This window comes from Micromonospora sp. NPDC049204, assembly GCF_040647935.1.
In the GTDB taxonomy this organism is placed as follows: domain Bacteria; phylum Actinomycetota; class Actinomycetes; order Mycobacteriales; family Micromonosporaceae; genus Micromonospora.
In genome coordinates this window covers 127,289-139,887 of sequence record NZ_JBEZDC010000015.1, presented here as the reverse complement: position 1 = coordinate 139,887, position 12,599 = coordinate 127,289, and the positions used below count along the sequence as shown (strand labels likewise).

The following is a 12,599-nucleotide window of genomic DNA, read 5'->3' as shown; positions in this document are numbered from 1 at the left end:
CCGGTCGGCGCGACAGGTCGCAGACTGGTCTCAGTCCGGTGCGCACCGGCGGCGAAACCGACAGCAATCATGCGAAAGCGAGCGCCGCCATGGAGTTCCTGCTCTTCCTTCTTTTCCTCGTCCTGCTCGTCGCCGCCTCGGCGGCCGGCCTGACCGTCGACAGCCACGATTCGGCGGACTGGAAGCCCAGCGACGACGGCCGCCGCTGGCGGTCACGTACCAACTGATGCCTTTAGCATCTTTTGCCCAGAAAATCCCGGGCGGGACCGCGCCAAAAGGTGCGGCCCCGCCGACGGAGGCCATCCGACGTACGGCAGGCTAGGAGTCATGGCTGACGGCTCCTGGTACGACGCCGACATCGACCACGTGATCATCTCCGAGGCGCAGATTCGCGAGAAGACGGCGGAGCTGGCCAAGCAGGTCTCCGCCGACTACTCCCACGTGAACGACGGGCTGCTGCTCGTGTGCGTGCTCAAGGGTGCGGTGATGTTCATGGCGGACTTCGCGCGGGCACTCGGCCGCAACGGCCCCCCGGCCGAACTCGACTTCATGGCCATCTCCTCCTACGGCCAGGGCACCACCTCGTCCGGGGTGGTCCGCATCCTCAAGGACCTGGACCGGGACATCGCCGGTCGGCACGTGGTGGTCGTCGAGGACATCGTCGACTCCGGGCTCACCCTCTCCTGGCTGCTGCGCTACCTGGAGTCCCGTTCGGCGGCCAGCGTGGAGGTCGTCGCGCTGTTCCGGAAGCCGGACGCGGTCAAGGTGCCGGTCCCGGTCAAGTACGTCGGCTTCGACATCCCCACCGAGTTCGTGGTCGGCTACGGCCTGGACTTCGGTGAGCGCTACCGGGAGCTGCCGTACGTCGGGGTGCTCAAGCCCGAGGTCTACGCCCGCTCCTGACGCCGGCCGCGAGCCCGCCGGGGTGACCCGGAGTGGCGTGAGGTCGACTCGTATCGGCATTCATCGAGCCGACGTTCAGCGCGCTCTCAGCTCTTGCGGCTACCGTGGACCCGGTGGCCCGGAGGTTTCTCCGCGCCCGACCCCCTCGGCCGCGTGATCGGGCCGTCGGGTGGCCGGGCCGGACTCCCCGCCACGCCGGTTTCCACCCGGACCCGCCGTACGCGGGTCGCAGGGCTGGTGGGCCTGCCCACGGCGCGTGCCATCGATATCAAAGGTGCGCCCAGTGCGGGGCTCGCGAGCTCGCTCCTCGCGTACACGGTGTACCGTCGAATGACCGCGGCGCGGCAGTTTTCGCGCCTCGGGGTCGAGGCCGCCCCGCATGGCAGCTCCGACCGCCGCTTAACCGCGGCGACACCAATCAGATGGTCAGGACGTCGATCAGGAGGATGCGGGCGCTCCGGCGCTCGACAACAGTATGGAACGTACGCGTTTCTTCCGCCGACCGGTGGTCTGGATCATCCTGGTCATCCTCGGCGCAGTTGTGCTCAGTCAACTGTTCACCGCTGGTCCCAGCTACCACCGCGTGGACACTTCCGTTGCGCTCGATCAGCTCCACACCGCCAAGATCAACAAGGTGATCTTCCAGGACAAGGAGCAGACGCTCCAACTGGACCTGGCCCAGAAGACCAAGTTCGGCAAGACCGAGACCAACAAGATCGAGGCTCAGTTCCCGTACCAGGTCGGTGACGAGGTCTGGAACGAGGTGCTGGACGCCAAGGCGGCCAACCGGGTCACCGGCCCGGCCGACGCCAAGGTCTCCTCGGACAGCATCTGGGTGAGCCTGCTGGTCAACCTCCTGCCGATCGCGTTGCTCGTCCTGCTGCTGCTGTTCTTCATGTCGCAGATGCAGGGTGGCGGCTCCCGGGTGCTCAACTTCGGCAAGTCCAAGGCGAAGATGATCACCAAGGACACTCCGAAGACGACCTTCGCGGACGTCGCGGGTGCCGACGAGGCCGTCGAGGAGCTGCACGAGATCAAGGACTTTCTCCAGAACCCGGCGAAGTACCAGGCCCTGGGTGCCAAGATCCCCAAGGGTGTGCTGCTCTTCGGCCCGCCCGGAACGGGCAAGACGCTGCTGGCCCGCGCCGTCGCCGGCGAGGCCGGGGTGCCGTTCTACTCCATCTCCGGCTCCGACTTCGTGGAGATGTTCGTCGGTGTCGGCGCCAGCCGGGTCCGCGACCTCTTCGAGCAGGCCAAGACCAACGCCCCGGCGATCGTCTTCGTCGACGAGATCGACGCCGTCGGCCGCCACCGCGGCGCCGGCATGGGCGGTGGTCACGACGAGCGTGAGCAGACGCTCAACCAGCTGCTCGTCGAGATGGACGGCTTCGACACCAAGGGCGGGGTCATCCTGATCGCCGCCACCAACCGGCCGGACATCCTCGACCCGGCGCTGCTGCGCCCGGGCCGGTTCGACCGGCAGATCCCGGTGGACGCCCCCGACATGGAGGGCCGCAAGGCCGTCCTGCGGGTGCACGCCAAGGGCAAGCCGTTCACGCCCGACGTCGACCTCGACGCGGTGGCACGGCGCACCCCGGGCTTCAGCGGCGCCGACCTGGCCAACGTGATCAACGAGTCCGCGCTGCTCACCGCCCGCAAGGACCAGAGGGCGATCAGCAACGACTCGCTCGAAGAGTCGATCGACCGGGTGGTCGCGGGTCCGCAGCGTCGGACCCGGGTGATGAGCGACCAGGAAAAGAAGATCACCGCGTACCACGAGGGTGGGCACGCGCTTGTCGCCTGGGCGCTGCCGCACGCCGCGCCGGTGCACAAGGTGACGATCCTGTCGCGTGGCCGCTCGCTGGGCCACACCCTGGTACTCCCCACCGAGGACAAGTACACCCAGACCCGCGCCGAAATGATCGACACCCTGGCGTACGCGCTGGGCGGCCGGGCCGCCGAGGAGCTGGTCTTCCACGAGCCCACCACCGGCGCCGGCAACGACATCGAGAAGGCCACCCAACTGGCCCGCGCGATGATCACCCAGTACGGCATGAGCTCTAAGCTCGGTGCGATCAAGTACGGCACCAGCGGAGACGAGCCGTTCCTCGGCCGCAACATGGGCCACGAGCGGGACTACTCCGACTCGGTCGCCGCCGAGATCGACGGCGAGATGCGGGCACTTGTCGAGCTGGCGCACGACGAGGCCTGGGAGATCCTGGTGGAATACCGGGACGTCCTGGACAACATCGTGCTCGAGCTGATGGAGAAGGAGACCCTCTCCACGGCCGACATGGCGCGGATCTGCTCCCGGGTGGTCAAGCGCCCGCCGCTGGCGCCGTACAACGGCTTCGGCAAGCGCCAGCCGTCCACCGAGCCGCCCGTGCTCACCCCGACGGAGAAGGACAAGCTCAAGGCGCAGGCCGAGGCTGACGGCGCGCAGGCGTCCGTCGGTGGCGGTGCGCCGTCCAACAACTCGGACGGCACGCACTGAGTAACGACCCGACGGCCAGCTCCCCGCACCGGGAGCTGGCCGTCTCCGCGACCGAACCCGACGGCGACGACGACCTCGACTACGTCGCCGCGCGGCTGATCAGCGGCAGGCTGACCGGTCGCCCGGTCGAGGACGCCGTCGACCTGGGCCGGATCGAGAAGGCCGTCCGCGAGATCCTGATCGCCGTCGGGGAGGACCCCGACCGCGACGGGCTCCAACAGACCCCGGCCCGGGTCGCCCGCGCGTACGCCGAACTCTTCGCCGGCCTGCGGGTCGACCCGGCGCAGGTGCTCAGCACCACCTTCGAGGCCAACCACGAAGAGCTGGTGATCGTCCGGGACATCGACGTGATGAGCCTGTGCGAACATCACCTGCTGCCGTTCCGCGGCAGTGCGCACATCGGCTACATCCCCGGGCCGGACGGGCGGATCACCGGCCTGTCCAAGCTGGCCCGACTCGTCGAGGTCTTCGCCCGCCGGCCCCAGGTGCAGGAGCGGCTCACCTCGCAGGTCGCCGACCTCTTGATGAGCAAACTCGCCCCCCGCGGCGTCGTCGTCGTGCTGGAGTGCGAGCACATGTGCATGGCGATGCGCGGCATCCAGAAATCCGGTGCCAAGACCATCACGTCGGCGGTGCGCGGCGTCCTGCAGTCGGACTCCAAGTCGCGAGCCGAGGCAATGTCGCTGATCATCCCCCGCTGACGGTCCGACGCAGCCGGCCGGCCGACCCCTGCGGGGGACGGCCGGCCGTCGCCTTCCCGTCCGTCCGCTCTCCTGCCCGGCGCCGACCAGCCGGGCAGGTCAGCCGGCGAGCAGGACCAGCAGCAGACCGGCCGTCACCAGCACCGCCGGCACCAGACACACCAGCGCGCCGAGACGCACCGTCCGGTCCAGTCGCTCGGCGGGGCTCACCCGGAACAACCGCCCAATGCCCACCCAGCCGGCGACGAACGCGACCGCCGGCATCGGCAGCCCACAGATCAGCGCGGCCACACTGGCCGGTCCCACCCCCGTCGCCGCGTACACCGCGACCTGGATCAGCGGCACCACCAGCGCCAGCGGCCCGTACACCAGAAGGTTGCGCACCCGCGCCGGCCAGGACCCCGGCCGGAACCGGGGCCGCGCCGCCAGGACGGCGTCCGCCGCCTCGGCCCGGCCCCGCGCGGCCCGCAGCGCGGCCAGTACGGCCGCCGGACCGCCCGCCATCGACCGGGACGCCTCGCTCACCTCCGGCGGTGACGGCACCAGGGAAATCGCTGGTACGCCCAACTCGCGCAGCCGTTCCTGCTGACTCGCCAGGCCGGTACGGACCACCGTCAGCTCCTCCCGGGCGGTCTCCGCCGACCGGGCCTGCTCACCGGCGGCGGCAGCCGCGCTGCGGCGTACCCCGTCCAGCTGGCGGGCCGCGGCCAGGTATTCCGCCCACGCCGTGCTGGGCTCGACCGCCGCCGGGACGGAGTCCCCGGTCGACGCCGCGACCCGCTGGCGCCCCGGCCCGGTCGCCGTGGCCTTCGGACTCATCTCGACATCCCCTGCCCGCGCCACCGGATCACCCGGCCTCGTCGGCGAACGGCACCAGGACCGTGCCCCGCTCGTCCGGACCGTCCCAGAGCACCGCCCGGTCCGGGCGGGCCTGCCACTCCACCGCGTGACCAAAGACCGCGGTGAGCTGCGCGACCGGCACGTCCAGCACGGCCACGGCGGCCAACTTGTCGACCTCGCCCGCCGGCTCGAACAGCGCGGCGAACGGGGGCACCGCGCGCCACCAACCCAACAGGTGTCTCCCCGTCGGCGGTCCGTTGCGTAACAACGCACGCAACCGCTCCACCGGCAGCTCCCGGGGGCCCGGCCGGTCCAGCCCGAAGGCCACCAGATACGTCGGCACGTCGTCGGCCGGGGCCGCGAGCAGCGTCGGCAAATCCACCAGCTCGGCCGGATGCCGGGTGGCCAACTCCGCAGTCAACGCCTCCGCCAGCGCCCGAGCTCCCGGATCCGGCACCGCCACCAGGAAACGGGCGGTGCCCGGCGCGTGATGATCCGCGGTGCTCCGGGCCGCCGTCGCCAGCAACCCGCCCGCCGCGGCACCCGACCCGAGCACCGCGAGGTTGCGACCCGCCGCCGGCCCCAACGGTACGGCGACCGTCGAACGGGCCACGTCCACCGCACGGCCCAGCAGGGCGGCCGGCCCGTGCGACTGCCCCGCCAACGCCGCCCGGTACCGCGGATCGTTGCCGAGCAGCGGGCGCGCGTACCCGGCGAAGACGACAGGCGGCACCGACCCGGCCGGTCGGGCCTCCCACAACTCGTGCCGAAGCCCCTCCACCACCGCCGGGTGGTCCTGCGGATCGGGGTGCCGGATCAGCCGTTCATGACCCCGGATCGCGCCCCGGGGGCCGCCGAGCCCGCCTGCGGTGTTCACCACCGCGCTGCCCACCGGCAGCCCGGCTGCCGAGTCGTTCGTCGGCTCCAACACCGGACTGCCACCCGGCAGCGCCACCCGCACCGGAAACTGCCCGAGCACCGAATCCCGGTGACCCGCATCGGCGCGGGCACTCAACCCCAACTCGCCCGCACCGGCCAACACCAGGTGCACGCCGTACGCCCGACCGGCCCGAGCCAACCCGTCCAACTGTGCGGCCACCTCAGCGGCCAACCGGTCCCGCTCGACGAAGAGCAACGGCACGTTGTCCAACACGCAGACGATCCGGGGCAGCGGCTGGTGCTGACGCAACTCCGCGAAACGTTGACCGCCGGCCCGCGCCCCAGCCTCCGCCCTGCGCTGCACCTCGGCCGTCAACTCGTCGAGCAGGTCCCGGACGTACTCCCGATCGGCGGCCATCGCGGCAGCGCGCACCTGCGGAATCCACGACCGGTCCCGCTCGGTCTGCAGAAACTCCACGAACGACTCACCATCGGCGAGATCCACCAGGTAGAGCACCAACTCGTCCGGACCGTACCGGGCGGCCAATCCCAGCAACGCGGTGGTCAGGAACGCCGCGCGACCCGCTGCGGACCGTCCACTGACCAGCCAGTGCGGGGTCAGCTCGGTGAAACCCAGCGGCACCGACCGGCCCCCGGCATCACCGACCGTCGTGGTCAGCCCGTCCGCGGAATCCGCCTCCCAGAGACGCTCACCCGTCGGCGGCAGCAGAGCCGCCAACCCCAACCGTGAACCGGCCTCCACCTGCTCCGCAAGCCGTCGACACACCCCGTCGACCAGCTCGACCGGTGGGTCCACCTCGACGAAGACCGGCGAGTTCAGTCCACCCGGCGGATCCGTTCCCGGACTCGCGAAGGACGCCCCCGGCGGATCACCGAGCAACGCGTACGAGTTGCGCAGCGCCAGTGCGGTGCTGTGCGGCAGCGCAGTGCTGTGCGGCAGCGCGGTGCTGTGCTGCGGCGCGGCCCGCGTCGCATACGGGCCGGCCGGAGGCCAACCCGCCACCACCAGATGCAGGCCGGCGGCAGGCCCCTGCTCGGCGAGCGCCTCGATCCGCGCCAGATCCGTCGGACCCGTCGACTCCGGCAGAGCGGCGAACACGAGCAGCAGCGTGCGATCGTGCCGACGTCGCCCACTCGCCCCCGGAGTGACCCACTGCTCCGCCTCCGTCAGCACCGCGCGCAACCCCGCCAGATCCACCGCCGGCGGGGGCAGCAGGCCAGCATCAGCGAGCGCCCCGAACGGGGTCAACGCCGAACCCGTGGCATCCACCGCGCGAATCAACAGCGCACCCGCCGGTGTCGCCGCCAACAACCGCAGGAGTACGGCCCGGAGCAGCCCCGCCACCCGTGGCTCCCGAGCGTCGGCGTCCACGCTCAGATGACCGGTGCCAACCAGCGGCACCAACGCGGGAAAACGCGCATCGTCCAACGGCGCCGCCGTGCCGACCCGGACGAACGGCGGCGGGCCGTCACCCGCCGGGAAGTCCACGGTGAGCGAGTCCAATGCAGCGCCCGCCCAACCAGGGGCCAACCGCGCGGCGGCCACCCGGAGTCGATCGGCCAGCTCGTACTGGCGGCGCTGGTCGGCAGGAGCTGGTCGCGTCTCATCCAAGATTCCGGCGGCAGCGGTGGCGACTGCCGCTGCCCGACGATGCAGGGCAGCGGCGCGGTTCGTGCGTGCCTTTGGACCGGCCACCGCGTCCACCCCCTCTGCCCGAGGTTGGCAACCCCCCCCGAGCAGAGACGGTATCCCAGCCGAGGCTGCTCCTCCGGGAGGTGCCACGGTGCTGCGCCGGTGATGTCGTGGATCTCACCGATGGGTAGGGGTCCGTCACGATCCGCTGGATCTGGGGCATTGGCTCAGGGGCCTCCAGCCGATAACGTCAGGAGGTGGAATCAGTGCAGCCCCCCGCCGGTTCCCAGGTCTCCCACGTACCGGCCCAACGGGCATCATCCGAGCAGCTACCACCTGCCCCGGTGCCGCCACAGACGCAGCCGCCGCCCCGCCGAATGCGGACGATGCTCACGGTCGTTGCCGGGGTGCTCACGTTGCTCTGCCTCGGCGGGCTCGCTACCGGCCTTGTGCTGTACCACCGCGCGTCCGCCCCAGACCGCAGCGCTCCCGACGTGGTGGTCGACAACTATCTGCGCGCGTTTCTCGTCGATCGTAATGACGCGAGAGCAGACCTCTTCACCTGCGGAGACGGCGCCGACCTTCAGGCCGTTCGAGATCTCCGAGTTGAGATTGAGCAGCGTGAATCAAAGTTTGGCGTGACCGTCCGGGTCAGTTGGGGCCCATTGACTCGGACGCCGTCTCCTGACGGTGAATCCGTCGGCACGACGCTGACCATCGCTGGGTCTGCGAATGGCGTTCCCCGGAGCGGTCGTCGAGAGGACTGGACGTTCAGCGTCGTCGAGGACGAAGATGGCTGGCGAGTATGCGGCGGTGCGCAGGCAAGCTGACGTCATTCGATCCAAAGCAGATGAACCGGAACCTCCAAGGTGGTGGGCGACTGGCCACGCCAGGCCCAGCGGTACCACTCCACTTCCGGAGCGATCCGGACGCAGATGTCCCCCTCGGCACCCGAGTAGGTCTCGGTGACCGCGCGTAGATCACGGCGCTCCAGACCGCCCTCGACGTGCACCACCCGGCGGCCGGTGACGGCGTCGGCTTCGAAGACTGGCGTGGGAGCCCGGTGTGCCGGGCCGTCCAACGAGACCAACCGAATGCCAGTTTCGCGGGGACTCTCCGACTCCGGCCGGCTGCCAACGGTCTCCACCCAGACCCGTTCCACCGGCACCAGCGGTGCGAACACCTCGACCTGGTCGGCCTCGGCTCGGTACCACTCGTGCTCGGGAATCACCGGCACATAGGTTCGGGCGCTCTGCACCACCCGGTCGTCCGCGCGCAGATCTCCTCGCCAACCCAACCCCGGTAGACCGACGAGCACCCGCCGCCCGCGTAGCTCCACCCGATCAGTGGCGGGAACCATGGCCAGCGGGCGGGGTGGCCGGGGCGCCCAGTCGGGCTGGTCGGCGAAGGGGTCCGGCATAGGTCCGGTCATGCCCGCGGTGGCCTCACTCGGCAGCGCGTAGCGGGGCACCCCGCTCGCGCATGAACGGGATCGGATCGATCGCACCGCGGCTGGACCGGTCGCCGCGCAGGTGCACCTCGAAATGCAGGTGTGGCCCCGACGAGTTTCCACTGCTGCCGACCTGCCCGATGACCTCGCCAGCTGGCACGATTTGGTCCGGTGTGACCAGGGGGCGGACCACCATGTGGCAGTACCGGGTGATGTTGCCGCCAGCGTGCAGCAGGTCGACGAACCACCCGCAGCCACCCTTGCCGGGGTACCCGTCCACGTCGCAGCTACGTCGTCCCTGGTTGTCCGGGTCGCAACGGGCCACCAGAACCCGCCCGGCGGCCGCGGCTCGGATCTCGGTGCCCTTGGCCGCCCCAATGTCGACCCCGTTGTGGCTGGGACGGTCGGCGGTCCGAAATCCGGAACCGACATCGCCGGGGATCGGGGCGGTCCAGCCGGAAGCGGCAATCTCGCCATGCTCGGCGGCGTTGCACACGGCCTTGCCGTTGATCTGGACGGTGCGGGCCGCCCCGCCGGCAAGGGCATCAACGAGTTTGCTGGCCATCTCCTCGTGCTTGGCGTACGCGTCCGGATAGGCGCTGATCTGCACCTGCTGCGCCACCACGGTCAGTGGCCGGCGTTGCCAACTCCGTACCTTGACGAGCTTCTCGTAGAACTTCCGAGCGGTGTACGCGGGTGTCATCCGCTCGGCGACCGACCCCCAGCCAGGCCGTTGCTGAAAAAGGCCAAGCGAGTCGTGGTCGGCCCCGACTCCCTCGTGTGGCAGCGCCAGAGACTCGGGGACGCCACTGTTCGCCAGATTACGCAGGGCGGATTCCTGCATCGCGGTGGCCAGGGCGATCACCCAGCCCCGCGAGGGCACGCCCAGATCCTGGCCGACCTTGATGATGATCGCGGCGTTGCGCACCTCTGCGTCGCCGTACTCGGTGAACCTCGGCAACTCGCCGGTGATGTTCACCGGACGGATCGGGCCGCAGCCCCAACCGGCCAAAGTGTCCCCGTTCTCCGCGTCGCCACCGAGCCCGCTGAGGAAGAACGCGGCAGTGCCGCCGGTGCAACAGAGCAGAAGCAGCATTCCGGTCACGATCGCGGTGATCACCCCGACCCTCAGGCGCCGGCGCAGAGGGGGCGGCGCGTCACCGCCGACGGTCATTGCCGTTCCCAATCCAGCACGTCGACCAGCCAGCCGTCGTCGGCGATGACCAACTCCAGCCGGAGTCGACCAGTGTCCAGGGGCAGCAGCACCTCGACGAACGTCTGAGTACGCGCCCGCACCTCCGGTGGCCCGGTGATCTGCTCGGCTGGAACCCCGCCGGGGTCGGCGCCGGACAGCTTCTCGGTCAACGCCGCCGTCGACAACGGACGAAGCCCGGCCTGCCACTGATCGGCGGCAATCCCAGGCCCGCCGAGCCAGGCCTTGGCGAACCGGTCGGCGGTCTGCTCCGGTGTGCGGGCACCCGCCGGAGTGACCGGTGACGGCGGAGCCTCGGTGGACATCACGCCATCGTCACCGGCCGTCGGGTCCACGGTGGTAATCGGCCGGTCCGGCCGGTTGCTCAGTCCGTCCGCCGGGCCGGGCGGACCGGAGACCAGGCGGGCGGCCCCGATCACGCCGAAGACGAGCACCGCGATCACCAGCGCCACCCCCAGTCGGGACCGCAGCGCCCGGCTGAAGAGGAACTCCAGGGCCCGTCGCATCGCCGTCACCGTGCCTCGGAGCGCACCCGAGGTCCGGTACGGTCCGGCGCGCGCTCAGAGGAGCCCGGTCGGTAGACCACGAACGACGGGTTCTCGGCTGGCACGTCGGGTTCGGTCCAGGTCGCCGGCTGCCGCCGCCGAGGCTGGGGCGGGACCTTACGGCCCTGGCCAACGGTCTCCTCCCTCGTGGCCTCATCGGCGCGTTCCTGACCGTCCGGTCTCGTGACGTCAGTGCGTTGGGGCCCGACCGGAGCGGTCGGCGTCGGTACCGGGTCCTCCCTGCGCGCCTCCGGGCGCAACCGGGTCTGCTCGGCGACCGGCGACCGGCGACGTCCACCCACCGGCTCCGCCGTGCCGCCGGGCTCCACCACATCGAGGCGCGCCGCGACTCGCATGTCCCGGAAGAACCGGCGGTGCCAGGACCCAGCCGAGCTGACCGCCTCGCTGCTGTCCTTGCCGCCGAGTTGGGTGATCCGCCGGTACGGGCGCAGCAACAGCCAGCCGACCACCCCGCAGAGCCAGACCAGCACCACCTGAAGCCAACCGGGCAGGGTGGGCGTGCTCATGATCAGATCGACAGCAAACAGGTAGACCGCGGCTCCGGTGCCGAAGATCGCGATGTTGAAGACCGCGGCGACAACAGCGTTCGCCAAGCGTCGCAGCCCGGCACTGGCCGGCCGTAGCAGGCCGACCGTGCCCAGGATCGGTGCCGCGATCACCGCCCACCGGAAGATCAAGAAGCCCAGCAGAACCAGCAGCGATGCAGTCAGGTCGAACATGGCGAAGAGCACCGAGGCCAGCACGGCAATGAATCCGGCACCGACCCGGTCCATGTCCCGCACTCCCTGGAGGTATTCATAGGCCTCCGGGTCCTCGGTCTGGATCTGCTGAGCCACCCGCGCCCACTGCTGCTGCTTCGCCGTGATCGTCGCTTCCCGAGTAGCTGGGTTGGCGCGTAGTTTCTCGGCTTCGTCCCAGGACAGCGCCTTGGCGTCGTAGAGCGCGGGGCCGTACTTACGGGCGGTTTCGCTGTCGGCTGAGCCGAGGACTCCCCGCAACCAGTTCCGATAGAGCATCGCCTCGGTCGCCGTGTCACTGGCTCGTACGGCGGGTGGTCGGTTGTCCTTGCAAGCCCCAGGAGTTGAGTCGTCGCATTCGTCAGGTGGGGTGTCCCGGGCTGCGGGACCCACGGCATCGTGCACCACGCCCAGGCTGGTGACCAGGGTGCCGTCCGCGATATTTGCTGACTTTACTGGCCAGGCGGCCAGCGCCGTGACCGCGACCATCACCAGCAGTGCCCAGCCTGCGGTGGTCATCGCGTTACTCATGTCTGACTGGCGGGACCGCCAGAGGAGGTACAGCCCTACAACGCACAGGGTGACGATGCCGAAGACGCTGAACACCTTCTGGTACACGGCCTTGGTCGCCTGTTCCACCAGCGGGTCGGCCCAACCCCACATCGATCGCGGATCCCAGGCCCGCTCACGTAGCGCATTGGAGGCCCCCACGATCGCGGTGGCCATCATGAACTCCCCGTTCGCCACGGTCGTGGTGAACTTGTAGTCCGGGTGCAGGACAGACGACGCGCAGCCGCCCGGGATGTCATACGTCGGATAGCTGTAGCCGGCGTAGCCGTAGTCGCTGTAGAGCCCTTTCGGCCCAAGCTCCTTAGCGGATTCTGGGCGGCCGGCGAACCAGCCGGCAAGCCCGGAATCCGGCGTGCCCGGGGTCGGCGCGTTACGGCACTTGACCTCGTCCTCGCTGACCGCCTGCAACTTCCCCACGCAGGCGCGGAAGTCGGCCTGCCACTCCTTGGTCGTGCAGAGGTCGGCGCGGGCCTGAGCGGCGGGTGGTGCGGCCGCGGCCTCCGCGCCGATCAGCGGCCAGGTGACGGTGGCCCCGGCCAGTACGCCGAGGGCGAGCAGGAACGACGCGATCCTTGCCCAGGCCCTCGCCATG

11 protein-coding genes are annotated in these 12,599 nt (G+C 70.3%); 5 read left to right on the top strand and 6 right to left on the bottom strand.

Annotated elements, in window-relative coordinates; genetic code table 11:
• The first annotated feature begins 38 nt into the window (after positions 1–38).
• From AB0A90_RS25810 to folE, 4 genes are all read left to right on the top strand, one after another.
• The gene (locus tag AB0A90_RS25810) at positions 39–227 is read left to right on the top strand and encodes a hypothetical protein (protein ID WP_357253067.1); all 189 of its coding nucleotides are present in this window, start codon (positions 39–41) and stop codon (positions 225–227) included.
• A 100-nt stretch (positions 228–327) separates the two neighbouring features.
• Positions 328–903: a hypoxanthine phosphoribosyltransferase gene (gene hpt, locus AB0A90_RS25805; RefSeq protein ID WP_357252898.1), complete on the top strand. Its 576-nt coding sequence runs from the start codon at positions 328–330 to the stop codon at positions 901–903.
• A gap of 475 nt (positions 904–1,378) precedes the next feature.
• Positions 1,379–3,397 (top strand): ATP-dependent zinc metalloprotease FtsH, encoded by a 2,019-nt coding sequence (gene ftsH / locus AB0A90_RS25800; protein ID WP_357252895.1) that lies wholly within the window; start codon positions 1,379–1,381, stop codon positions 3,395–3,397.
• Positions 3,398–3,432: 35 nt separating this feature from the next.
• Positions 3,433–4,098 carry a GTP cyclohydrolase I FolE gene (gene folE, locus AB0A90_RS25795; protein ID WP_357253056.1) on the top strand — a complete coding sequence of 222 codons (666 nt, stop codon included), beginning with the start codon at positions 3,433–3,435 and terminating at the stop codon, positions 4,096–4,098.
• Between the two features lie 99 nt (positions 4,099–4,197).
• On the opposite strand, the gene AB0A90_RS25790 is transcribed toward folE, so the two are convergent.
• Positions 4,198–4,917, bottom strand: a complete 720-nt coding sequence (locus tag AB0A90_RS25790) for a hypothetical protein (protein WP_357252892.1) — start codon at positions 4,915–4,917, stop codon at positions 4,198–4,200.
• Between the two features lie 28 nt (positions 4,918–4,945).
• Positions 4,946–7,543: an FtsK/SpoIIIE domain-containing protein gene (locus tag AB0A90_RS25785; protein ID WP_357252889.1), complete on the bottom strand. Its 2,598-nt coding sequence runs from the start codon at positions 7,541–7,543 to the stop codon at positions 4,946–4,948.
• A gap of 194 nt (positions 7,544–7,737) precedes the next feature.
• On the opposite strand from AB0A90_RS25785, the gene AB0A90_RS25780 reads away from it, so the two are divergent.
• Positions 7,738–8,301, top strand: coding sequence for a hypothetical protein (locus AB0A90_RS25780; protein ID WP_357253053.1), 564 nt, complete (start codon positions 7,738–7,740; stop codon positions 8,299–8,301).
• Positions 8,302–8,303: 2 nt separating this feature from the next.
• On the opposite strand, the gene AB0A90_RS25775 is transcribed toward AB0A90_RS25780, so the two are convergent.
• The 4 genes from AB0A90_RS25775 to AB0A90_RS25760 are packed head-to-tail and all read right to left on the bottom strand — an operon-like array spanning position 8,304 to position 12,598.
• Positions 8,304–8,903 carry a hypothetical protein gene (locus AB0A90_RS25775; protein WP_357252886.1) on the bottom strand — a complete coding sequence of 200 codons (600 nt, stop codon included), beginning with the start codon at positions 8,901–8,903 and terminating at the stop codon, positions 8,304–8,306.
• Positions 8,904–8,916: 13 nt separating this feature from the next.
• Positions 8,917–10,095, bottom strand: a complete 1,179-nt coding sequence (locus AB0A90_RS25770; RefSeq protein ID WP_357252883.1) for a M23 family metallopeptidase — start codon at positions 10,093–10,095, stop codon at positions 8,917–8,919.
• Positions 10,092–10,649 carry a hypothetical protein gene (locus tag AB0A90_RS25765; protein WP_357252880.1) on the bottom strand — a complete coding sequence of 186 codons (558 nt, stop codon included), beginning with the start codon at positions 10,647–10,649 and terminating at the stop codon, positions 10,092–10,094. Before AB0A90_RS25765 ends, AB0A90_RS25770 begins: the two co-directional genes overlap by 4 nt.
• Complete coding sequence (locus AB0A90_RS25760; protein ID WP_357252877.1) at positions 10,646–12,598, bottom strand: MFS transporter; 1,953 nt, start codon at positions 12,596–12,598, stop codon at positions 10,646–10,648. Before AB0A90_RS25760 ends, AB0A90_RS25765 begins: the two co-directional genes overlap by 4 nt.
• Position 12,599 lies beyond the last annotated feature (1 nt).